This window comes from Azoarcus sp. Soil_N_20 (assembly GCF_057656155.1).
Genome location: NZ_JBDGKX010000012.1, coordinates 64,974 through 86,131, shown reverse-complemented (window position 1 = coordinate 86,131; position 21,158 = coordinate 64,974). Strand labels below are relative to the sequence as shown.

23 protein-coding genes and 1 tRNA gene are annotated in these 21,158 nt (G+C 65.4%); 14 read left to right on the top strand and 10 right to left on the bottom strand.

Translation table 11 applies throughout. The features are described 5' to 3' along the window. Nucleotides 1-160: 160 nt before the first annotated feature. Nucleotides 161-1,441 carry a cardiolipin synthase gene (gene cls / locus AC3A35_RS20935; RefSeq protein ID WP_487438270.1) on the bottom strand — a complete coding sequence of 427 codons (1,281 nt, stop codon included), beginning with the start codon at nt 1,439-1,441 and terminating at the stop codon, nt 161-163. Between the two features lie 473 nt (nt 1,442-1,914). Between cls and AC3A35_RS20930 the strand changes: the two genes are divergently transcribed. Both AC3A35_RS20930 and AC3A35_RS20925 read left to right on the top strand, forming a co-directional pair. After that, nucleotides 1,915-2,115: a hypothetical protein gene (locus tag AC3A35_RS20930; RefSeq protein ID WP_487438269.1), complete on the top strand. Its 201-nt coding sequence runs from the start codon at nt 1,915-1,917 to the stop codon at nt 2,113-2,115. Between the two features lie 41 nt (nt 2,116-2,156). After that, nucleotides 2,157-2,519, top strand: coding sequence for a hypothetical protein (locus AC3A35_RS20925; protein ID WP_487438267.1), 363 nt, complete (start codon nt 2,157-2,159; stop codon nt 2,517-2,519). On the opposite strand, the gene AC3A35_RS20920 is transcribed toward AC3A35_RS20925, so the two are convergent. After that, the gene (locus AC3A35_RS20920; protein ID WP_487438265.1) at nt 2,516-2,755 is read right to left on the bottom strand and encodes a DUF2789 family protein; all 240 of its coding nucleotides are present in this window, start codon (nt 2,753-2,755) and stop codon (nt 2,516-2,518) included. The genes AC3A35_RS20925 and AC3A35_RS20920 overlap by 4 nt on opposite strands. Nucleotides 2,756-2,890: 135 nt before the next feature. Further along, nucleotides 2,891-4,204, bottom strand: a complete 1,314-nt coding sequence (locus AC3A35_RS20915) for a cation:proton antiporter (RefSeq protein ID WP_487438264.1) — start codon at nt 4,202-4,204, stop codon at nt 2,891-2,893. 304 nt (nt 4,205-4,508) lie between these two features. On the opposite strand from AC3A35_RS20915, the gene AC3A35_RS20910 reads away from it, so the two are divergent. Then, nucleotides 4,509-5,093 (top strand): N-acetyltransferase family protein, encoded by a 585-nt coding sequence (locus AC3A35_RS20910; RefSeq protein ID WP_487438263.1) that lies wholly within the window; start codon nt 4,509-4,511, stop codon nt 5,091-5,093. Between the two features lie 29 nt (nt 5,094-5,122). On the opposite strand, the gene AC3A35_RS20905 is transcribed toward AC3A35_RS20910, so the two are convergent. From AC3A35_RS20905 to AC3A35_RS20880, 6 genes are all read right to left on the bottom strand, one after another. Next, nucleotides 5,123-5,199 (bottom strand) — tRNA-Arg (locus AC3A35_RS20905). A gap of 89 nt (nt 5,200-5,288) precedes the next feature. Then, nucleotides 5,289-6,518, bottom strand: a complete 1,230-nt coding sequence (hemW, locus tag AC3A35_RS20900) for a radical SAM family heme chaperone HemW (RefSeq protein WP_487438262.1) — start codon at nt 6,516-6,518, stop codon at nt 5,289-5,291. Then, entirely contained in the window at nt 6,515-7,126 is a 612-nt protein-coding gene (gene rdgB, locus AC3A35_RS20895) for an RdgB/HAM1 family non-canonical purine NTP pyrophosphatase (RefSeq protein ID WP_487438261.1), read from the bottom strand. Before rdgB ends, hemW begins: the two co-directional genes overlap by 4 nt. Nucleotides 7,127-7,128: 2 nt before the next feature. Beyond that, nucleotides 7,129-7,857: a ribonuclease PH gene (gene rph, locus AC3A35_RS20890; RefSeq protein WP_487438260.1), complete on the bottom strand. Its 729-nt coding sequence runs from the start codon at nt 7,855-7,857 to the stop codon at nt 7,129-7,131. Between the two features lie 17 nt (nt 7,858-7,874). Further along, on the bottom strand, nt 7,875-8,792 hold the full coding sequence (locus AC3A35_RS20885) for a PP2C family protein-serine/threonine phosphatase (RefSeq protein ID WP_487438258.1): 918 nt from the start codon (nt 8,790-8,792) through the stop codon (nt 7,875-7,877). 11 nt (nt 8,793-8,803) lie between these two features. Then, complete coding sequence (locus tag AC3A35_RS20880) at nt 8,804-9,751, bottom strand: serine/threonine protein kinase (RefSeq protein WP_487438256.1); 948 nt, start codon at nt 9,749-9,751, stop codon at nt 8,804-8,806. Between the two features lie 91 nt (nt 9,752-9,842). On the opposite strand from AC3A35_RS20880, the gene AC3A35_RS20875 reads away from it, so the two are divergent. From AC3A35_RS20875 to AC3A35_RS20845, 7 genes are all read left to right on the top strand, one after another. After that, nucleotides 9,843-10,709: a YicC/YloC family endoribonuclease gene (locus AC3A35_RS20875; RefSeq protein WP_487438255.1), complete on the top strand. Its 867-nt coding sequence runs from the start codon at nt 9,843-9,845 to the stop codon at nt 10,707-10,709. 174 nt (nt 10,710-10,883) lie between these two features. After that, a complete protein-coding gene (gene gmk, locus AC3A35_RS20870) occupies nt 10,884-11,498 on the top strand; it encodes a guanylate kinase (protein WP_487438253.1) in 615 nt (204 codons plus the stop codon). A 4-nt stretch (nt 11,499-11,502) separates the two neighbouring features. Continuing rightward, nucleotides 11,503-11,718, top strand: coding sequence for a DNA-directed RNA polymerase subunit omega (gene rpoZ, locus AC3A35_RS20865; protein ID WP_487438252.1), 216 nt, complete (start codon nt 11,503-11,505; stop codon nt 11,716-11,718). Nucleotides 11,719-11,743: 25 nt separating this feature from the next. Then, nucleotides 11,744-13,948 carry a RelA/SpoT family protein gene (locus AC3A35_RS20860; RefSeq protein WP_487438250.1) on the top strand — a complete coding sequence of 735 codons (2,205 nt, stop codon included), beginning with the start codon at nt 11,744-11,746 and terminating at the stop codon, nt 13,946-13,948. 80 nt (nt 13,949-14,028) lie between these two features. After that, nucleotides 14,029-14,217, top strand: a complete 189-nt coding sequence (locus AC3A35_RS20855; RefSeq protein ID WP_487438249.1) for a DUF3460 family protein — start codon at nt 14,029-14,031, stop codon at nt 14,215-14,217. Nucleotides 14,218-14,226: 9 nt separating this feature from the next. Continuing rightward, nucleotides 14,227-14,994 (top strand): class I SAM-dependent methyltransferase, encoded by a 768-nt coding sequence (locus tag AC3A35_RS20850; RefSeq protein WP_487438248.1) that lies wholly within the window; start codon nt 14,227-14,229, stop codon nt 14,992-14,994. A gap of 4 nt (nt 14,995-14,998) precedes the next feature. Then, on the top strand, nt 14,999-16,492 hold the full coding sequence (locus AC3A35_RS20845; RefSeq protein ID WP_487438247.1) for an exonuclease domain-containing protein: 1,494 nt from the start codon (nt 14,999-15,001) through the stop codon (nt 16,490-16,492). A gap of 98 nt (nt 16,493-16,590) precedes the next feature. Here the strand turns inward: AC3A35_RS20845 and AC3A35_RS20840 are convergent, their stop codons facing one another. Continuing rightward, entirely contained in the window at nt 16,591-17,283 is a 693-nt protein-coding gene (locus tag AC3A35_RS20840) for a Crp/Fnr family transcriptional regulator (protein ID WP_487438246.1), read from the bottom strand. Nucleotides 17,284-17,536: 253 nt separating this feature from the next. Between AC3A35_RS20840 and AC3A35_RS20835 the strand changes: the two genes are divergently transcribed. The 4 genes from AC3A35_RS20835 to AC3A35_RS20820 all read left to right on the top strand — a co-directional run bounded on the left by AC3A35_RS20835 (nt 17,537) and on the right by AC3A35_RS20820 (nt 21,158). Beyond that, complete coding sequence (locus AC3A35_RS20835; RefSeq protein ID WP_487438245.1) at nt 17,537-19,453, top strand: HAMP domain-containing protein; 1,917 nt, start codon at nt 17,537-17,539, stop codon at nt 19,451-19,453. After that, nucleotides 19,450-20,094 (top strand): two-component system response regulator NarL, encoded by a 645-nt coding sequence (narL, locus tag AC3A35_RS20830; protein ID WP_487438244.1) that lies wholly within the window; start codon nt 19,450-19,452, stop codon nt 20,092-20,094. The genes AC3A35_RS20835 and narL overlap by 4 nt, the downstream gene beginning before the upstream one ends. A gap of 288 nt (nt 20,095-20,382) precedes the next feature. Beyond that, nucleotides 20,383-20,907: a ferredoxin-type protein NapF gene (napF, locus tag AC3A35_RS20825; protein ID WP_487438243.1), complete on the top strand. Its 525-nt coding sequence runs from the start codon at nt 20,383-20,385 to the stop codon at nt 20,905-20,907. Beyond that, complete coding sequence (locus AC3A35_RS20820) at nt 20,904-21,158, top strand: chaperone NapD (protein ID WP_487438242.1); 255 nt, start codon at nt 20,904-20,906, stop codon at nt 21,156-21,158. The genes napF and AC3A35_RS20820 overlap by 4 nt, the downstream gene beginning before the upstream one ends.

Sequence of the window (21,158 nt, the reverse complement as noted above, 5' to 3'; positions counted from 1 at the left end):
GGTCGGTGACATCCAGAGTCCATTTCTGGGTTCGTTCGAGAATCTCGCGATAGCTCTTGCGGTCGCGCTGAATCTGCGCCGACAGGCTCGAGTGCGGCCAGGAACCGCCGTCTGTGCATTCGACAATCCTGCCATTCGAACGACTGCTCCAATCCGATAGCTACAACTGTGCGCCGATGAGCGACGCTGCATGCTCCAGAAACTTCTCGGAAAGCGGCCGCTGCTGCCACTCGTGCAGGCTGATCTGGCGCGAGCGCGACAGATCGGCATTGAACACTTCGACTTGCTGGCGAGCGAAATCGGCCGCGTAAATGTTCAGATTGGCTTCGTCGTTGAGGCGAAAGGAGCGGTTGTCGAAATTGGTCGACCCGACCGACACCATCAGGCTGTCGATTATCAACACCTTGCAGTGATACATCGTCGGCTGGTACTCGTGAATCTCGGCGCCGGCGGCAAGCAGGTCTCCCCATCGGGCGCGCGAGGCGCTCTGGACGATTTCCGCGTCGCTGTGCTCGCCGGGCACGATGATCTGCACTTTGACCCCACGCTTTAGCGCGTCTACGAGCGCCTGAGTGCTCAGCTTGTCGGGGACGAAATAGGCACTCGACAAGTGGATCGAATGTTGCGCCGACGTAATCGCCAGCAGGTACATCAGATGCATGCTCTCGCTGCCGCCGGAGGGCGAACTGCTGAACATCTGGGCGGCGTCGCTCCCTGCTGCTGGCAGCTCCGGGAAGTAGTTGTCGCCATGCAGGACGGCGCCGGTGGCCTTGATCCAGTTGTCGAGAAATACTGCCTGCATTTGTGCCACGACCGGACCCTCGGCCCTGAAGTGGGTGTCGCGCCAGTGCTGCGGATCCTGGGCGTCGCCCGTCCACACCCCGGCGATGCCGACCCCGCCGGTGAAGCCCACCTTACCGTCGACAACGAGCACCTTGCGATGGGTACGGTTGTTCATGCGCGCCAGGGAGTACCAGGCCGGCTTGTGAAACTTGCGCACTTCGACCCCGGCCGCCTCCATGGCAGCGAGATGCGTCGGGTCCATCTTGTTGCTGCCGACCCAGTCGAGCAGCACGTGCACCTTTACGCCGGCGCGGGCCCGCTCGGCCAGCGCGTCGGCGAACTCTTTCCCGATTGCGTCCGACCAGTAAATGTAGCTCTCGAATGTGACGGTCCTTTTCGCGTCGCGAATGGACGCGAGCATGGCGGGAAAAATTCGGTCGCCATTCAACAAGACTTCGAAACGGTTGCCCTGCAGGATGGCCGGTCCGAGCAGTACACCCATCGCGCGCGCAAAGGCCGGATCGGCGGCCGCATAAAGGCGCTCGACGCTTTGCTCAATTTTCTTCTCGCCAGTGGCGAAGTTCAGCGCCAGGATGCCCATAAACAGCGTCAGGACAATGGCGATGACAAGCCCCGGCACGGAGAATATTGCCTTCATCCAACGATTGCCGATTGCATGAGTGTGGCTCCGTGGCACTTTGCCTCTATCAGAGGTCTCGATCTTCGACATGGGCCCGGCAAGTGTCTGTGCGCTGTCGCGCATTCCGGCGGGACTTCTGCAAGGATGCATGGGCCGGCCCACGTGCTTCCACCTGCTCCACCATTTGCAAGTCGAAGCGCAACTTTGCGCTCACGTCTGGAGCGCCACGAGGTGGCAGCGCGATGGTTCTTGCGAACGTCCACTGTCCGGCTTGCTTCCGACGTCGATTTCGCCGATCTCGACGAGCATTCCTCAACAAGCGTTGCCCGGCCTGTTCGGGGTTGTCCTGGATAGCGACAGTGTCGCAAGCCAGGGGCCTTCGTTGGTCATCGCACAGACTCGATATGCCTGAGGGCATACGGTGCAACGCGTGGCCTCGTCACGAGGCATGACACTTCCCAGACTGACAACTACCACCAAGGAAACCCGACATGTCAAATCCATGGCTGAAGAAGAACCCGTTCATGAGCATGTGGCTGAGCATGGCAAACCGGATGGCCGGCCAGGCGACCGCGCAGGCCAAGCGCCAGGTCAGTGCTGCGGTAACCAAGGCCACCAACGACAACCTGAAGGCCCTGATCGGCGGGATAGCGCCGGCATCGCCCAAGGCCAAACCAAAAAGACGTCGTTGATTTCCCCAATGCCTTGGCCCCGTTGCACCACGACCCGGTCAGTGATTCCGGCGGCGAGCATTCGGTTCGGACTCTGGGGCTACGTGGCGATGGATGCCCCGGTCAAGGTCTCGGTCCTGAAGCTGCACAACGAACCGGGCCGACCGCGAAAGCTTTCCGCGACCGGCTACGTCGAGTGGGTCCTGGGTGATCGGCCGAAATTGGCCATGGATGTCGTGACCGACACCGCTCCCGGCAGCGGTGCGCTTACGGCACGAAACGCGTTCAATGCCGAATTTGCGGAGCATCTCGCAATTCTTGACGTCGATGACCCCACACGACTCCTCTCCGCTGACAGGCCGAAATTTCTCGGGCGCAACGGTACGCCGAGCAAGCCGGCGGCCACGCTGGTTTCTTCCGTCTAGTGAGGGCGGTGCAGCCTCATGTTCAGTTCGTCGGCGGCGTCGGCCCAGTCGGCATCGTTGAGCAGAGATTCGCACAGAAAGCTTGCCTGCGATGGCGTCCAGAACGGTGCCTCGTGAAATCGCTGGCCATCGGGCAGTGGTCCATGGGTTTCGATGAAACGGGCAATGGAGGCCTCGTCATTCGGCTCGCCGAGTTGGGCGAAGAGGTTGCTCAGGTCGTGCACGGGTCGTTCCATGGTGTCTTGCTCCTTATGTGGACGGCAACCGATGTCGCTGTCGCCGATTGTTGGACTGTCCATTGGATTCATCGTGCGCCGGCTCTCGGGCCTGGAGCCAACTTGGGCGAAGGCGCGTTGGTCCTCCGCAGCACGTCACAGCTGGCTCCGTTTGCGGTGCCTCACCCGATGGGCATAGAGGCGCATCAGCGGGGTCACCGACATGCCGTGCACGACGATCGACACCGTGACCGCGGTCAGGGTGAGTGCGGTGAGCTCACGCGCGAGGGCTGCCGGCAAGCCGTGGTTGATCGCGAACAGGAGGTAATACACCGAACCGATTCCGCGGATTCCAAACCACGAGATCAGGATGTGCTGGTCACGCGATACCCGTGTGCCGAGCAGACCGACCCACACCGACAGGGGGCGTACCGCGACCAGAAGCAGAATCACCAGCATGGCTGCGTCGAGGCTGAAGTCGGTGTGTGATAGCAGCGCCCCCACCAGCATCACCACCGCGACCTCCGCGACGCGCTCGAGTTGGGTGTTGAAACCCTCCAGCGCCAGCACGAACTCGTCACGCGGATTATCGGTGGCGGCCGAGTCGTGGGCGCCGATGTTGCCTGTCGCATCCGCTGGGGTTGCAACCGGCGCAATGGGGGGCAGCGCCTGCACCCGCTGCAAGGCCAGGCCGGCGGCGAACACAGCGAGAAAGCCATATGCATGACTCAGTATGGCTACTCCATAGGCGAGTGCGATCAGGCCGAGCACCAGAAACTCGTCAAACCCGATCGCGGCCTTGTGACGACTGCGCAGATAGACCACCAGCCGCCCGACCAACGCGCCGAGGGCGCCACCGATTACCAGGCCGCCAACGATCGCCCACAGCAGGTCCACCATGATCCAGCGCCAGCCGTAAGTGCCGAGATCATGCAGGCCGAGCAGCCCGAGGCCCAGCATCACGAACGGAAAGGCCGCACCATCGTTGAGCCCGCCCTCGCCCGTGAGGCTGAAACGCAAGCGGTCGCGATCGCTCGACTCGAGCACCTGCACGTCGGAGGAAAGCACCGGGTCGGTGGGCGCGAGAATCGCACCGAGCAGGATCGCGGCACCGAGCGAAAGCCCCAGGCCGAACACCCCGATTGCGGCTACCAGCGCAACGGTGATCGTCATCGACACCAACGCAAGCCTCAACGGCAGACGCCACCCCCGGTGCGACAAGGGCAGGCCAAGTTTGAGGCCGACGCCGAACAGCGATATCACCACCGCAGCTTCGGCGATCCGTTCCAGCACAACCGGGTGGGCGAGCAGATCCGGCCGCACCAGACCCAGCCCGTCACCGCCCAGAGCGTAACCCGCGGCGAGATACAGCATGGCGGTGGTGAGCGGCAGCGGTTTCAGCGATGTACCCGCCAGGGTAGTCGTGATCAGCAGCGCCCCGATGATGATCAACCAGATTGCGAAGGACATTGGGTAGCGCCTCTGGCCGATGGTCATCCGTGATGGATACGGCCGTGATCCCGAAATGCGCCGACCGAAGGGCACGTGATGCAAGTATAGGTTGTCGTGCCGCCGGCAACCGTGCGCCAGCAAGCATAGGGCAGGGCCTTCGCCTGTGCGCCGGTCTGGACCCACTCGCACTTGGCACCCGACACATGGCGGCAACAGCGGGAGGGCATGATGGCGTTTTCTTCTCACGCCACGACGCATGCTTCCCTGGTCCCCGCCTCCTTCAGCCGGTTGTCTGACCAGATCATGGACCACGGCTGAGGGAATGGTGCTGAAGCTCCGTCCGGTCTGTCCTGGGGACTCCGCTCTAGCCGTGCAGTTTGTGGAGTCGCTCTCCTACGGTGCGCGGTACTTCCGCTTCGGCTGTGGGGACTTCCACTTGGACGAGCCCCAGGCGCGTTGTCTGTGTTCGCCCAATTGGGCCGAATGTGCGGACTTCGTCGTTGTTGTAGTCACTGACGGCCTCGAGCAGGAGATTGCGTCGGCGCGTTACTGCATCGACGGCGACGGGCAGGGATGTGAATTCGCGCTTGCCGTGGCGGATGCCTGGCAAGGTCGCGGATTGGGCTTGACGTTGATGCATGCCCTGACTGACTGTGCTTTCCGAAACGGACTGACGCACATGTATGGGCGTGTTCTGGCGAGCAATGCGAGGATGATTGCGTTCGCGCGCAGATTGGGATTCTGCGTCGGATCGATGGACGCGACGCATGCCGTCTGCCGTGTCGAGTTGGCGCTCGACTCAAGCTCGATGGCCGCGTTGCGTGAGGCTATCGATTCGGCTGAAAATCATGGACTAAACGTGAGCCAAGTTTGCGCCATGGGCGGGCCAAAAAGAAAAATGGGTTAGGTCGATGTGACCTAACCCATTGAAAAACATGGCGCGCCCGAGACGATTCGAACGTCCGACCCCTGCCTTCGGAGGGCAGTACTCTATCCAGCTGAGCTACGGGCGCAGTGCAGATCGGCCAGATCGGCCGGAATGCGAAGGCCGCAAGGATATACCGCTTCGACGGTGAAGTCCATGCGTTGAATGGGCATGGGTTCAGTCGCGCAGGAAGCCCTGCAGCAGGTCATTGAGGAAGCGTCGCCCGTGTTCAGTGGGCTTCAGGATGCCGTTAGCGGTGTCGAGCAGGCCACGGTCGCGGGCGTGGATGAGTTCGGGCTCGATGGTGGCGAGCGGCAGGCCGGTGCGTTCGGCGAACAGGGTGTGGGGGACGCCGTCGGTGAGGCGCAGCGCGTTCATCATGAACTCGAAGGGCAGTTCGTCACTGCCGACTTCGCGCCGTTCCTGGATGAAGTCTCCTCTGGCGGCGCCTTCGAGGTAGCGGCCGGGGTGTTTGTGGCGCATCTCGCGCACGATGCCTTGGTGGCTGGAGAGCTTGCCGTGCGCACCGGGGCCGAGGCCGAGGTAGTCGCCGAAGGTCCAGTAGTTGAGGTTGTGGCGGCACTCCTGGCCGGGTTGGGCGAAAGCGGAGGTTTCGTAGTGGCGGAACCCGGCCGCGGCCAGGCGGGCCTCGATCGCGTCCTGCATGTCGGCCGAGAGGTCGTCGTCGGGAAGCGCTGGCGGGCTGTGGGCGAAGGGGGTGTTGGGTTCGAGGGTGAGGTGGTAGCAGGACAGGTGGCTGACGCCGGTGGCGAGTGCGGTGTCGAGGTCGGCGAGGGCGCCCGGTAGCGTCTGTTCGGGCAGCGCGTACATCAGGTCGAGGTTGATGCGTTCGAAGTGTTGGTGGGCGATGTCGATTGCGCGGCGCGCCTCCCGGCTGTCGTGGATGCGGCCGAGGCGGGCGAGCATGGCGTCGTCGAAGCTCTGCACGCCGATCGACAGGCGATTGACGCCGGCGGCGCGGAAATCGCGGAAGCGTCCGGCTTCCACGGTGCCGGGGTTGGCTTCGAGGGTGATTTCGGCCATCGGGTCGAGTGGCAGGCGCATGCGCAGCGCGGTAAGCAGGTCGTCGAGAATGGCGGCCGTCATCAGGCTGGGGGTGCCGCCGCCGATGAAGATGCTGTGCACGCGGCGGCCCCACACCTGCGGCAGCGCGGCTTCGAGGTCGGCAATGACCGCATCCAGCCAGGCCTGCTGGGGCAGGCTGCCGTCGGCACTGCGTGCGGTGTGCGAGTTGAAGTCGCAATAGGGGCACTTCTTCACGCACCACGGGAAATGGACGTACAGCGCCAACGGCGGCGGGGCTGCGAGCTGCGCCCTGGCGATGGGCAGGTCTGCCGCGCGGCGGGCGGGCGCCGGCTGGAGCGGGATGATGCGGCGTTCGCTCACTGCGGATCGGAGGCGAGCGGGTAGATGCTGAGGCGGTCGAGCAGATGACGCATCGCGGCGCCACGGTGGCTGAGGGTATTCTTGAGTGCGGCGTCGAGTTCGGCGGCGCTCTGCTCGAGGTCGGGCAGCCAGAACAGTGGGTCGTAGCCGAAGCCGCCTTCGCCGCGCGGCGCCTCGAGGATGGTGCCGTGCCATTCGCCGTCGGCGATCAACGGACGCGGGTCGTCGGCGTGACGCACCAGCACCACGACCGAGTAGAAATAGGCACTGCGATCGCTGGCGCCGGCGAGCCGGTCGAGCAGCAGCAGGTTGTTGCGCGCGTCGGACTTCGGCTCACCGGCAAAACGGGCCGAGTTGACGCCCGGTGCCCCGCCCAGCGCGGTGACGCACAGGCCGGAGTCGTCGGCGACCGCCGGCAGGCCGGTTGCCGCCGACGCATGGCGGGCCTTGGCCAGCGCGTTCTCGATGAAGGTGGGATGGGGCTCGTCGGCCTCGGATACGCCGAGCGCCGATTGGGGGACGACTTCGATACCGAGCGGTGCGAGCAGGCCCTGCATTTCGGCGGCCTTCTTGGCGTTGTTGCTGGCGAGAACGAGACGTTGGCTCATGTTCAACTCCCGAATGAACCCTTGAGTGCGGCCTGCTGCAGCTCGACCAGACGGCGGATGCCGACGTCGGCGAGATCGAGCAGGGCGTTGAGTTCGGTGCGGGTGAAGGTTTTGCCTTCGGCCGTGCCCTGGACTTCGATCAGGCCGCCGGAGCCGGTCATGACCACGTTCATGTCGGTGTCGCAGTCCGAATCTTCATCGTAGTCGAGATCGAGCACGGCCACGCCGTTGTGGATGCCGACCGACACGGCGGCCACGAAGTCGGTCATCGGGTTGGCGGCGAGCTTGCCCGCGGCCACGAGCTTGTCGAGCGCATCGCGCACCGCGACGCAGGCGCCGGTGATAGCGGCGGTGCGGGTGCCGCCGTCGGCCTGCAGCACGTCGCAGTCGATGATGATCTGGCGCTCGCCCAGTGCGCCGAGATCGACCACCGCGCGCAGGCTGCGCCCGATCAGGCGCTGGATCTCCTGGGTGCGCCCGCTCTGCTTGCCTCTGGCCGCCTCGCGCCCGCTGCGGGTGTGGGTGGCGCGCGGCAGCATGCCGTACTCGGCGGTCAGCCAGCCCTGGCCCTTGCCGCGCAGGAAGCCCGGCACCGTTTCCTCGACGCTCGCGGTGCACAGCACCCGGGTGTCGCCGAACTCGACCAGCACCGATCCTTCGGCGTGGCGGGTGTAGCCGCGGGTCAGGCGGACGGGGCGGAGTTGATCGGGTTGGCGCTGGCTGGGTCGCATCGGGGGTCCTGTAGGGGTTACTTGCTGAATTTCTTGATCGCCGAGTTGATCTCGGCGATGGCACGTTCGATTTCGTCGTCGGTGAGGTCGACGATACTGGCCGGCGGGCGGACGCGCTGGAAGGCATCCATCTGGGTGGTGAAGTCGTTGAGTGCCATGGTCTGGGTCGAGATCGCGTCGACGACGGCCGCACCCAGGTCGTCGTGCCAGCACATGGCGATCATCGACAGGTTGTCGCAGGTGGCACCGGCGAGCTCTTCGGCGCGATCCATGACCTTCGGCACGGCTTCCATCAGGTTGGTTCCGCTCACGTCCTGCACGATGCCCTGGTTGCCGACCGGGCCCCATACGCCATCCGAGCACAGGGTGAGGATGTCGCCGTCCTGCAGCAGCATGCGGCGCGAAAACTCGATCTGCGGTGCATGGGTGCCACCCAGGCAGGAGTAGATGCGGTTGCGCCCCGGATGGGTGGCGGCGCTCTTGGCGTCGAGCAGGCCCTGATCCATCATCAGCTGTACGCGCGAATGATCGCGGGTCTGGGTGTGGATCCGGCCATGGCGCAACAGGTAGAGGCGTGAATCGCCGGCGTGCGCCCAGTGCGCATAGCCGTCCTGCACCACGCAGGCCACGATGGTGGTGCGCGGCGCGTCGGACAGATTCTTGTCGAGCGCGTAGTCGAGGATGGCGTGATGCGCACTCGACAGCGCGCGCGACAGGAACAGCGCCGGATCGGGCAGCAGGGGCTGGGCCTCGCGCTGGAAGAACTGGGTGATGTATTGCACCGCGATGTGGGCGGCGATCTCGCCGTGCAGGTGGCCGCCCATGCCGTCGGCGAGCACCATCAGCAGGGCGTCGCGCGAATACGAGTAGGCGATGCGGTCCTGGTTGGTCTTGCGCTTGCCGATCCGGCTTTCCTGGAAGATGGTGAATCTCACGACGTGCTCCCTCAGCTCTTGCCGATGAAGGATTTGAGCCGGGAACCCAGGTCGGTGAACCAGGTTGCCGGCATGGCTTCGCCTGCTTGCTTCTGCATCAACGCCTTCTGCAGCGTATAGACGCTCTGCGGACGCCCCAGCGGGTCGAGCTGAAGACACCACTCGACCAGCTCCAACAACTGAACAGAATACTTTCCGGCATGTGTTTTTGATATGGGCTGCAGGGCATCGCGCTTGACCCGCTCGTCCGAGCGCAGCGGCGCGGTGCCGACGATACAGGCGTACATGCTGGCGCCGACGCTGTAGATGTCGCTCCACGGGCCCAGCGCTTCGCGGTTTCCGAACTGCTCCGGCGAGGCGAAGCCGGGGGTGTACATCGGCTTGAGCATGGGCTGCTCCAGCGCCAGCGTCTGCCGGGCGGCGCCGAAGTCGAGCAGCACCGGCGTGCTGTCGGCGCGCAGATAGATGTTCGACGGCTTGATGTCCAGGTGCAGCAACTTGTGCGCGTGCACTTCGCGCAAGCCGTTGAGCATGCGGGTGAACACACCGCGGATGAAGCGCTCGCGCACCTCGCCCCGATGCTTCTGGATGTAGTCGTGCAGGGTACGGCCACGCTCGAACTGCATGACCATGTAGACCGTATTGTTGGCGCGGAAGAAGTTGAGCACCCGCACCACGTTCGGATGCATCAGCTTGGCCAGCGAGCGCCCTTCCTCGAAGAAGCACTTCATGCCATAGCGAAAGGCCGGCTGGTTTTCGTCCGGCACCAGGGGCTCGATCTGGCCTTCCTTGCGCAGGGCGAGCGAGTTCGGCAGGTACTCCTTGATTGCGACCGGTGTACCGTCGGCATCGTAGGCGAGGTACACGATCGAGAAGCCACCGAGCGAAAGCTGGCGCTCGATCTTGTAATGATCGAGCTGAAAGCCGGCAGGGAGTGCGCAGTTTGCTTGAGGCGGCATCTTTGGGGGCGCTAAGATTCGGCTTTCCACAGCCTTATCCTGACAGGGCCCTGCAGTGTAATCGATCACGACAGGTTCCCGGAGACCCCCCATGATTCACAGCATGACCGGTTTTGCGGCCCAGACCCGCGATCTTGGCCCCGTAAGTCTTCATCTCGAGCTGCGCAGCGTCAACTCCCGCTATCTCGACCTCGGTTTCCGCATCGTCGAAGACCTGCGTCAGGCCGAGCCGATGATCCGCGAACAGCTGTCCGCCCGCCTGACCCGCGGCAAGGTCGAGTGCCGGCTGAACCTGCAGACCAACACCGCGGCACCGCGCAATCTGGCGCTCAACAATGGGCTGCTGGTCCAGCTGGCGACCGCACAGGTCGCCGTGCAGCGCCAGTTTCCGGATGCCAAGGCGCTGTCGGTGGGTGAACTGCTGCGCTGGCCCGGCATGCTCGCCGACGACGGCGTGACCTTCGAGCAGATGCAGCCGGTGATTGCCGAACTCGCACGCAGCGCGCTCGACGAACTCATCGCCACCCGCCGCCGCGAAGGCGAGAAGCTTGCGGAGATGATTCGCGAACGCATCGTGCGCATGCGCGAACTGGTCGCCCTCGCCACCCCGCGCATGCCCGCCATCGTGCTCGAGTACCAGGACAAGCTCACCCAGCGTCTGCGCGACGCGGTGGCCAGCCTCGACGAAGACCGCGTCCGCCAGGAAGTGGCGCTGTACGCCCAGCGCATCGATGTCGCCGAGGAGCTGACCCGGCTCACCACCCACCTCGACGAGCTCGATCGCATCCTCAAGGCCGGGGGTTCCGCCGGAAAGCGGCTCGACTTCCTGATGCAGGAGCTCAACCGCGAAGCCAACACCCTGGCGTCGAAATCGCCCGCGACCGATATCACCGCGGTGGCGATGGAGATGAAGGTGTTGATCGAGCAGATCAGGGAGCAGGTGCAAAACCTCGAATAGTCGCTCGTGCGGTCCGCGTGATGTCCATCCAGGCCGCGCCCTCCAGCCTGACTGCGAGCGCGTGCGTGATCGGCGGGGCGAGATTCGACGGGCGCGTGCGGCCGGCCGGCGCGTTACAATCGGAAACCATGCTGCCGCTGCGTCCGCGGCTGGCCGAGTTTGCGAGAGTACGACATGCCTGGAAATCTGTTCATCGTTACCGCCCCCTCCGGCGCCGGCAAGACCACGCTGGTGCGCGGTCTGCTCGCGCGCGACCCGCAGGTGCAGCTGTCCATTTCCTTCACCACCCGGGCGCCGCGTCCGGGCGAGGAGGAGGGGCGTGAGTACCATTTTGTGGACGTGCCCACTTTTCGCGCCCTGCGCGACCGTGGCGAGTTTCTCGAATGGGCCGAGGTCCATGGAAACTATTACGCCACCTCGAAGGTCTGGCTGAAAGAGCAGATCTCCGCGGGGCGGGATACGCTGCTGGAGATCGACTGGCAGGGCGCGCAGCAGGTGCGCAAGGTGTTTCCCAATGCGGTGGGGGTATTCATCCTGCCGCCCTCGCTCGACGAGCTCGAAAGCCGCCTGCGCGGACGCGGTACCGATAGTGACGATGTCATCAATCGTCGGCTGCTTGGCGCGCGCGGCGAGATGCGCCACGTGGCCGAGTTTGACTACGTTATAATTAACAACGAGTTGCAAGTCGCGCTCGAAGATCTGGTTGGCGTCGTGCGCGCTGCGCGCCTGCGTTATGCCAACCAGCACCAGCGACATCCACAGTATTTTGAGTTCCTCGAACAGGATTGAATCCATGGCCCGCATCACCGTTGAAGATTGCATCAAGAGAATCCCGAACCGCTTCCAGCTCACCCTGGTGGCGACCTACCGTGCGCGCCAGCTGACCGTAGGCGGCACGCCGCAGATCGAAATCGATCCGCACGACCGTGACAAGGCGACTGTGATCGCGTTGCGCGAGATCGCTGCGGGCAAGGTCGGTCTGGAAATGCTCAACCGCGGTCAGGCCTGATTCGCGCGCGGGGCGAGTTCGCACCATGGAAACCGACCTCGCGCCTGCCGCCCCGCCGCAACCTTTCCGTCCGCCTTCGTCGAGCGTGCTCGCGCTCGACTTCGAGCAGCTCAAGGGCAAACTCGCCACCTATCTGAAGCCCGAAGATGTGGGCAGGGTGGAGGCGGCCTATCATTTTTCGGCGGATGCCCACGAGGGCCAGTTCCGCATCAGCGGCGACCCCTACATCTCGCACCCGGTGGCGGTCGCCTCGATCGTCGCCGACTGGCATCTCGACCCCCAGGCCCTGATTGCGGCCCTCCTCCACGATGTGATGGAGGACACCCATATCTCCAAGGCGGAGATCGCCGAGCGCTTCGGCAAGACCGCCGCCGAGCTGGTCGATGGACTGTCGAAGCTCGACCGGATCGAGTTCCGCTCGCAGGAAGAGGCGCAGGCCGAGAACTTCCGCAAGATGCTGCTGGCGATGGCGAGCGATCTGCGGGTGATCCTGATCAAGCTCGCCGACCGTCTGCACAACATGCGCACGCTCGATTCGATGCGCCCGGCCAAGCGCCGCCGCATCGCCAGCGAAACGCTCGAGATTTACGCCCCAATCGCCAACCGGCTGGGGCTGAACACGATCTATCGGGAGTTGCAGGAGCTGTCCTTCGAGCACAAGTACCCGATGCGCTTCCGGGTCCTGGCCAAGGCCATCCGTGCGGCGCGCGGCAACCGCCGAGAGGTGGTGGGCAAGGTGTTGGCCAACATCGAGGAACGCCTGCCGCAGTGGGGCATCACCGCCGACGTGTACGGGCGCGAGAAGCACCTGTACAGCATCTACCGCAAGATGATGGAAAAGCGCCTGTCGTTCTCGCAGGTGCTCGACATCTACGGTTTTCGCGTCATCGTGCGCGACGTGCCCTCGTGCTACCTGGCGCTGGGGGCGCTGCACTCGATGTACAAGCCGGTACCGGGCAAGTTCAAGGACTACCTCGCGATTCCGCGTGCCAATGGCTACCAGAGCCTGCACACCACGTTGATCGGCCCCTTCGGGACGCCGGTCGAGGTGCAGATCCGCACCCGCGAGATGCACCACATCGCCGAATCCGGCGTGGCCTCGCACTGGCTGTACAAGGAAGACGAGAAGACCCTCACCGAGCTGCAGCAGAAGACGCATTCCTGGCTGCAGTCGCTGCTCGAGCTGCAATCGACCTCGGGCGGCGCGACCGAATTCCTCGAGCACGTCAAGATCGACCTGTTCCCCGGCGAAGTGTATGTGTTTTCGCCCAAGGGCAAGATCTTTAACCTGCCGCGCGGCTCGACCCCGGTGGACTTCGCCTACGCGGTGCATACCGACGTCGGCAACCGCTGCGTGGCCTGTCGCATCAACGCCGACCTGATGCCGCTGCGCTCCGAGCTGCGCAACGGCGACCAGGTCGAGATCATCACCGCCGCCCATGCCAGCCCCAACCCGGCCTGGCTGGCCTATGTGCGCACCGGCAAGGCGCGGGCGCAGATCCGTCATTTCCTCAAGAACGCGCAGCAGGATGAGTCGGTGTCGCTCGGCGAGCGTCTGCTCAACCAGGCCTTGCGCCCGCACGGACTCACCCTCGGGCAGATTTCCACTTTCGCCTGGGACCGCTTCCTGCGCGACCGCGGGGTGCGCAGCAAGAAGGAGATTTTTGCCGACATCGGCCTGGGCAAGCGCCTGCCGGTGATCGTGGCGCGTCGTCTGTCGCAGGCGCAGGACCAGGAGTCCGGGCGCCCCGACGTGATCAAGCCCAAGCCCGCCGGCGCGATCCAGATCCGCGGCAGCGAGGGCATCGCGGTACAGCTGGCGCGCTGCTGCCAGCCGATTCCGGGCGATCCGATCATCGGCACCATCCGCAAGGGCCAGGGGCTGGAGGTCCATCTGCACGACTGCCCGGTGGTGGGCAAGCTGCGCGGCGACCGCGGGCGCTGGGTGGATGTGGAATGGGAGCCGGGCGAGGAGCGTCTGTTCGACGTCACCATCCGGGTCCTGACCAAGAACGCACGCGGCGTGCTGGCACGGGTGGCGAGCGCGATCGCCGAGGAAGACTGCAACATCCAGAGCGTCAACATGGATAGCGAACAGGGCGCCTACACCGCGCTCAACCTGACCGTACAGGTGCACGACCGCATGCATCTTGCCCGCGTCATGCGCGGCGTGCGGCGGGTGCCCGAGGTCGTGCGCATCGGCCGGGTCAAGGCCGACGGCCGGGCCTGAGGCCGTCGGCCATGCGCCGCAGGCGACCGGGCGGGTCCGACCTGCTAGAATCCGCTCCCACTACGAGGGAGAAACCGGCCATGGCCATCTACGAGTCCGAACACACCAAATTCATGCGCGAGTGGATGAAGCAGCATCCCGAGGAGGTCGCCGAGCAGAAGAAGGGCCGCGCCCTGTGGTGGGACAAGCCGCAGGCACTCGACACGCTCAAGCGTGACGAGCAGTCGAAAGTGCCGGTCAAACCCTACTACTACGACATCAATCACTGAACCGAGCGGATGACCGAGCCTGCCCGAAGCGCCAGTCCGCTCCAGACCGATCCCCAGCTGCGTCGCTATTTCACCACCGAGGAAGAACGTCGGGTCACGACCCGCCGCCTGTTCGACAGCGCCGCATCGGGCTATGACCGGGCGGAGAACATCACCGCCCTCGGTACCGGTCCCAGGTACCGGCGCCGGGCGCTGCAGCGCAGTGGCCTGGCCGCCGGCATGACGGTGCTCGATGTGGCTGCCGGCACCGGTCTGGTCGCGCGCGAGGCGCATCGCATCATCGGCGGCGGTGGCCGGTTGATGGCGCTCGATCCGTCGCCCGGCATGCTCGACGAGTTGCGCAAGAAGCTCGCCGTGGAAACCATCGAGGCCTATGCCGAATCGATTCCGCTGCCGGCCGATCACGTCGATTTCGTGTCCATGGGCTACGCCCTGCGGCACGTCGCCGATCTCGAGCAGGCTTTCGGCGAGTACCTGCGGGTGCTGCGTCCCGGCGGCCACGCCTGCATCATGGAAATCACCCGCCCGCGCAGTGCTTTCGGACGCCTCGCCATGCGCGGCTACATCCGCGGGGTCGTGCCGCTGCTGTCGCGCGTCGCGCGCTGCAGTCCGGATGTGTCGATGCTGTGGGAGTACTACTGGGACACCATCCAGGCCGCGGTCGAGCCGGAGCGGGTGCTCGAGGCGATGCGCCGTGCCGGCTTCGAGGACGTGCGCTGCATGCTCACGCTCGGCGTGTTCCGCGAGTATGTCGGACGCAAGCCCGGCGCCGCCTGATCGCATGAGCCTGCCGGCGCGGCTTGCCTTTGTCGACCTGGAGACGACCGGCGCCCAGCCGCTGCGCGACGGCATCACCGAGATCGCCATCATCCGTGTGGAGCATGGCCGGGTGGTGGAACGCTGGGACAGCCTGGTCAATCCCGGACGGACGATCCCGCCCACCATCCAGCACTTTATCGGCATCACCGACGAGATGGTGGCCGATGCCCCGGCTTTTGGCGAGCTGGCCGACAGGGTGGAGGCGCTGCTCGATGGTTGCGTATTCGTCGCCCACAATGCCCGCTTCGACTACGGTTTCATCAAGAACGCCTTTGCCGGGCTCGGACGCAGCCTCGACGCGCCGGTGCTGTGCACCATCAAGCTGTCGCGCGCGCTCTATCCCGAGCACCACCGTCACGGGCTCGACGCGCTGATCGAGCGCCACGCGCTGGTGTGCGCGGCCCGTCACCGCGCGATGGGCGATGCCGACGCGCTGTGGCAGTTCACGCGCTTGCTCGAGCAGGCCTTTGCTCCCGACGTGCTGGCCCAGGCGGTGGTCCGCGCGATGAAGGCGCCGTCGCGCCCGCCCGGCCTCCCGGAGGGGGCGATCGAGGGGGTGCCGGACGCGCCCGGGGTCTATCTGTTCTTTGCCAGCGAAGCTGCGCCGGACGGCGGAGGGCCCGATCTGCCGATCCATATCGGCAAGAGCGGCAGCCTGCGGACCCGGGTGATGGAGCACCTTTCCGCCGCCGGCCGCGGCGGCAAGGAAGCCGCACTCGTCCGCCAGGTGAAGCGGGTCGACTGGATCGAAACCGCCGGAGAGCTCGGTGCGCACTTGCTCGAGGCGGAACTGCTCAAAACCCGTCAGCCGCTGCACAACCGCCTGCTGCAGGCGAGCGAGGAGACCTTTGCGCTGCGTCTGGTGCCGGGCCGCCGGCGCCCGCCGGTGCTCGAACGGGTGCGGATCGCCGCGACCGACCCGCGTCTATGGGAAGGCCTGTATGGCGCCTTTCGCAGTCGCAAGGAGGCCGACAGCCTGTTGCGCGAACTGGCCCAGCTGTACCAGCTCTGCCCGCGCCGGCTCGGTATCGAGCCCGCCAGCGTCGGCCCCTGCACGGCCTACCGGAGCAAGCGTTGTGCGGGCGTGTGTGCCGGCCGCGAATCGCCGGCAGCCCATGACGCCCGGCTGGCCGGCGCGCTCGGCTCGGCGCAGCTCAAGCCGTGGCCGTGGGCGGGCGCGGTGGTGGTGGCGGAGCAGCACGCGGCAAGCGGCCGCGAGGCCTTGCACGTGCTCGACCACTGGTGCCATCTGGGAACGGTGGAGCGCAGGGACGAGGTGGCCGCGGTGCTGGCGGGGACGCATTGCCGGTTCGAACTGGATACCTATCGCATCCTCAGCCGTTGGTTCGCGAGCCCGGGCAAGCTCAGCCAGGTCGAGCCGCTCCAGAAGGCTGTCGGACTCGAGCGATCGTCACGAGCCGAGTGGGAAAGCGAGGACAGATTCGGCCGTTCTTGAGGCGCATGGTCATTCCATGCAACGAAAAAACGGGCGGATATGGACCGCTTCTCCCACTGGCGCAGTAGATCAGCCTCAAGGCCGACCGCCTCCTATTCTCACCCCGCCGCGCAACTGCGCAGCATCGACAGCTTGTCGAGCATCAGGCCGCGCCGGCCCTGGGGGCGGATCATGCCGTCGCGGGTGAAGCGCGACAGCACCCGTGACAGCGTCTCCGGGGTCAGGTTGAGCTGGGCGGCGATGTTCTGCTTGTTGGTTTCGAGCTGCACTTCGCAGCGCTCGGCGCTGGGCGGGGCGAGGCGGCTCAGATAGTGGGCCACGCGCTGGGTGCTGGTGCCCTGCAGGCAGAGTTGCAGGTTTTCGATCAGTTCGTACATGGCCGAGGACAGGCGCAGCGTCATCGCATTGGCAAAGGCAGAGGATTCGGTCATCGCCGTGCGCAGCGCGTGGCTGCGAATCAGCAGCAGGGTGCTGTCGCGGGTGACCTGGGCGGTAAATAGCTGCGGGCGGCCGAGCAGGGCAGCCTCTTCGCCGAACATTGCGCCGGCGCTGGCGATCTGTATGATCTTTTCGGTGCCGGTTGCCGAGATCAGCGAGCATTTGACCTCGCCTTCAAGCACCACCCACATGTGCTCGGCCCGCTCACGGCAGTGGGTGACGATTTCGCCACGGCTGAAGTTGAGGACGCGACCATCGTCGATCAGCCCGTGCAGCCCGTGGTGACCAAGGAGGTCGAAGGGCGTGGTCTGGATCAAGGTCGCAAAAATCGGGGTGACGGGTTCGACAGTCATTGTGCAGGCTCCTGGCGGCGGACCTTCTGGTTGCCACTCCTTGCGTAGTGTAGGCCGATCGGCGGCCGACCCTGAGCGCTGCGGATCGGGCCGGACGCCGCTTCCATACCTCCAAGGAGGTATGGGTCTGAAGCGCCAGGTCATTGTTAACTAAGGACATGATGTTCAGTTGGCGAGTGGCGGGGGTACGCCTCCACTCCTTGGGGGTATCCCCAGATTCATGCCTGTTGGGTCGGATTTGACGAGTGAAAACATGAAAAACCGCGTGATTGACGCAATGGCGCGTCGCTCCATCCTGCTGCTGGTCGGTCTGGCCATGGTGACCTTGACGCTGATCGGCCTCGCCGGCATGAGTGCTTCGGTGGTGGTGGCCGAGACCGTGCAGGGCAGTGCGAGCGCGATCAACGTGGCCGGCAGCCTGCGCCGGCTGACCCATCGCATCGCCAGCCTGGTGGCTGCCGATGTGCTGGACGGGAAAGCGTCCACCCAGCGGGTTGCCGAGGCGGTCCGCATGTTCGAAGAGCAACTCGTCAACCCGGCGCTCCTGCGGGTGCTCGAGCGCACCCCCGACGGTCTGTTCGCGGCAACCTACCGCGGTGCCGAAGCGAGCTGGCTGCTGAGCCTGAAACCGCTGGTCGAGGCGGTCAGCAGCGATGGACCACCACCCTCGCGTGAAGGCATCGCCGCGCTGCTGGTCCAGGTCGATGCCTACGTCGAGCAACTCAATACCCTGGTTGCGGTCCTCGAGCACGATACCGAGGCCCGCATTCAGGACCTGCGCCAGATCCTGGCGATCGCCATCGGCCTGACCCTGGTCGTCGTGGTACTGGCGCTGGTCGCGCTGCATCGCTCGCTGCATCGTCCGCTCAACGATCTGCTGCGCAGTGCCAACCGTATTGCCGCAGGCGATTTCGAGGCCCAGGTGGCATACACCGGGCGTAACGAACTCGGCCAGGTGGGGGCGGCCTTCAATCTGATGGCAACCGAGCTGTCGAAGCTGTATCGCGACCTGGAGAACCGGGTCGCCGCCAAGACGGCCGAATTGCAGCGCAGCAACCGGGCGCTGGAGTTGCTCTACCATGCCATTGCCCGCCTCTACCAGACGCCGGCGGCGGCCGAGGCCTACGAGGCCACCCTGCGCGACATCGAACAGGTGGCCGGGCTCAAGGGCAGCCTGGCGTGCATCGAGCCCCGCCACGATGGCCCCGCCACGGTGATTGCGAGCACTTTCGGCCCATGTTCGGAGCGGGCGAGTGCCCGCCAGGCGGCGGATCTGGCCTGCGCCCAGTGCCGTGGCGACGCGGAGCCCTGGGTGTATCAGCCCGAAGGCGAACATGACCTGCTGCGCGTTCCACTGCGCGATACCGAGCGCCATTACGGCATGCTGCGTCTGCTGCTCGATCGCGGCCAGCGCCTCGAAGACTGGCAGCGCCAGCTGGTCGATGCCCTGTCGCGCCACATCGGCATGGCGCTCGGGGCCGCCCGGCGCAGCGAACAGGAGCGCTTGCTCGCGCTGCAGGAAGAGCGTTCGGTGATCGCCCGCGAGCTGCACGATTCGCTGGCCCAGGCCTTGTCCTACATGAAGATCCAGGTCAGCCTGCTGCAGCCGCTGATCGGCGATCCGGCGCGCAGCGCGGAGGCACTGGCTACCTTGGCCGACCTGCGCGAAGGCGTCAATGCGGCTTATCGCCAGCTGCGCGAACTGCTGGTTTCATTCCGCCTCAAGATGACCGGCAACTTCCCCGACCTGCTACAGACCGCAGTCGAGGAGTATGCGAGCAAGGGCAAGCTCGAGCTCGCGCTCGAGACCCGCCTGGCTGACTGCCCGCTCAGCCCCAACCAGGAGGTGCATGTGCTGCATATCATCCGCGAGGCCTTGTCGAACATGGTGCGCCATGCACAGGCCACGCATGCCTGGTTGCGGCTCCATTGCGATCCGGGCGGCGAATTGACCGTGATCGTCGACGATGATGGCCTCGGCCTGGGCGATCTGCCCGCCGATGCACGCAATCACCATGGGCTCGCGATCATGCGCGAACGGGCACGCAGCCTGGGCGGGGTGATTGAATTTGGTCCGCGTCCCGGTGGGGGCACGCGAGTGGCGCTGCGCTTTCCGGCGGGCGCACGCATCGTGAGCGCCGAGCCGATTGCGTTCGGGGGGGTGGCATGAACGATCGTCAGAGCGTGATCATCGTCGACGACCATCCGCTGTTCCGCAAAGGCCTGGCCCAGTTGCTGCAGACCATCCCCGCCTTCCATCTGGTCGGCGAGGCCGCGGGCGGGGTCGAGGGCCTGGCGCTGGTGTGCCGCCTGCAGCCCGACCTGCTGCTGCTCGATCTGAACATGAAGGACATGGATGGCATCGAGGTGCTGCGCGGGATTCGGGGTGCGCGGCTCGATACCCGGGTGGTGATGGTGACCGTGTCCGACAACGGCGAGGATCTGGTGGCCGCGCTGCGCGCCGGGGCCGATGGCTACCTGCTCAAGGACATGGAGCCGGAGGCGATGGTCGAGGCCCTGCGCGAGGTGGCGACCGGGCGCATCGCCATCTCCGAGGAGCTCACCCACCTGATGGCGTCCGCGCTGCGCGGCTCGGCCCAGCCCCAGTCGCCGTCTGCAGCCGGGCTCACCGAGCAGGAAGTGCGCATCCTCGAACGTATCGCCGGCGGCCTGTCGAACAAGCTGATCGGACGCGAGCTCGACATCGCCGAGGGCACGGTCAAGGTCCACGTGAAGCACATCCTGCGCAAGCTCGGGCTGCGCTCGCGGGTCGAGGCTGCGGTGTGGGCGGTGGGGCATCTGCGCGCCTGAGCGCAGCGCAATCCTCCCGGCCCGTGACGTTTTCGCAGGGCCGCTCGGTCGGCCGCAGGCGCCCGCATCACCTCCTGCGGCGGGTTGAAACCCGCCCTGCCGCGGCTGTGCCCGGGACGGGTGACTCGGATAACAGTAGGGTGCCTTCGTTCTGCGCCCCGGTGACAACAGGGCCCTTTCGCCCCTTCAATCCGTTCAGCTGAGAGCCATTCGCGTCTTGATGTCCATCAATGACGTGGTTCCCGGCGGGGTTTCCAATGACCACATTCGCTTAAAGGAAAAGGTCTCGTGGAAGCCGTCACATTGTCGCGCCGCAGTTTCCTGCGTGGCCGGATCCGCACCGTAGCACCCGCGCAACGTCCGCCCTGGGCGCTGGCCGAAGCCGCTTTCGTCGACCGCTGCACGCGTTGCAATGCCTGCATCGAAGCGTGTCCGACGGCCATCCTGGTACCGGGGGAGGGAGGCTATCCGGTCGTGGATTTCAGCCATGGTGAATGCACTTTCTGCGCCGACTGCGTGACCCGCTGCGAACCGGCTGCACTGGGGCGCGCGTCCGCCGCCGATGAGGCGTGGCCGATTCGCGCATGGGTTGGTGAATCCTGTCTGGCGGCGAACGGGGTCGAGTGCCGCGTGTGCGGCGAGAGCTGCCCGACCGGCGCGATCCTCTTCCGGCCGCGCGCGGGCGGGGCGGCCCTGCCGGAATTGAGGCTGGAGAGCTGCAATGGTTGTGGTGCCTGTTTCGCCCCCTGCCCGGTACGGGCGATCGCGGTGAAGGCAGGGGAGATGGATATGGCGTCGAAGGAGAGGACATGAACATCGCAAGCCTGGTGGTACGGGCCAAGCCCGAAGATTTCACCGAGGTACAGGCTTTTCTGGCGCAGGTGCCCGGCGTCGAAGTGCAGGGCGCGTCGCTCGAGACCGGCCGCATCGTCCTCACCGTCGAGGATGGCGAGGGCTGGTCGGTCACGGAATCGATACTGAAGGTGAATCTCGGCCCCAGGGTTCAGGGGGTGACGCTCGCCTACGAATATACGGACGAAGGTCTCAAAAACCTGGAGGCATGA

Coding starts and splice junctions, on each gene's coding strand:
- AC3A35_RS20860 (WP_487438250.1), top strand. CDS start 11,744: ATGGAAACCGACCTCGCGCCTGCCGCCCCGCCGCAACCTTTCCGTCCG.
- AC3A35_RS20850 (WP_487438248.1), top strand. CDS start 14,227: ATGACCGAGCCTGCCCGAAGCGCCAGTCCGCTCCAGACCGATCCCCAG.
- gmk (WP_487438253.1), top strand. CDS start 10,884: ATGCCTGGAAATCTGTTCATCGTTACCGCCCCCTCCGGCGCCGGCAAG.
- narL (WP_487438244.1), top strand. CDS start 19,450: ATGAACGATCGTCAGAGCGTGATCATCGTCGACGACCATCCGCTGTTC.
- AC3A35_RS20855 (WP_487438249.1), top strand. CDS start 14,029: ATGGCCATCTACGAGTCCGAACACACCAAATTCATGCGCGAGTGGATG.
- AC3A35_RS20920 (WP_487438265.1), bottom strand. CDS start 2,755: ATGGAACGACCCGTGCACGACCTGAGCAACCTCTTCGCCCAACTCGGC.
- AC3A35_RS20915 (WP_487438264.1), bottom strand. CDS start 4,204: ATGTCCTTCGCAATCTGGTTGATCATCATCGGGGCGCTGCTGATCACG.
- rdgB (WP_487438261.1), bottom strand. CDS start 7,126: ATGAGCCAACGTCTCGTTCTCGCCAGCAACAACGCCAAGAAGGCCGCC.
- AC3A35_RS20840 (WP_487438246.1), bottom strand. CDS start 17,283: ATGACTGTCGAACCCGTCACCCCGATTTTTGCGACCTTGATCCAGACC.
- AC3A35_RS20930 (WP_487438269.1), top strand. CDS start 1,915: ATGTCAAATCCATGGCTGAAGAAGAACCCGTTCATGAGCATGTGGCTG.
- AC3A35_RS20880 (WP_487438256.1), bottom strand. CDS start 9,751: ATGCCGCCTCAAGCAAACTGCGCACTCCCTGCCGGCTTTCAGCTCGAT.
- rpoZ (WP_487438252.1), top strand. CDS start 11,503: ATGGCCCGCATCACCGTTGAAGATTGCATCAAGAGAATCCCGAACCGC.
- AC3A35_RS20910 (WP_487438263.1), top strand. CDS start 4,509: ATGGTGCTGAAGCTCCGTCCGGTCTGTCCTGGGGACTCCGCTCTAGCC.
- rph (WP_487438260.1), bottom strand. CDS start 7,857: ATGCGACCCAGCCAGCGCCAACCCGATCAACTCCGCCCCGTCCGCCTG.
- AC3A35_RS20845 (WP_487438247.1), top strand. CDS start 14,999: ATGAGCCTGCCGGCGCGGCTTGCCTTTGTCGACCTGGAGACGACCGGC.
- cls (WP_487438270.1), bottom strand. CDS start 1,441: ATGAAGGCAATATTCTCCGTGCCGGGGCTTGTCATCGCCATTGTCCTG.
- AC3A35_RS20835 (WP_487438245.1), top strand. CDS start 17,537: ATGAAAAACCGCGTGATTGACGCAATGGCGCGTCGCTCCATCCTGCTG.
- AC3A35_RS20875 (WP_487438255.1), top strand. CDS start 9,843: ATGATTCACAGCATGACCGGTTTTGCGGCCCAGACCCGCGATCTTGGC.
- AC3A35_RS20820 (WP_487438242.1), top strand. CDS start 20,904: ATGAACATCGCAAGCCTGGTGGTACGGGCCAAGCCCGAAGATTTCACC.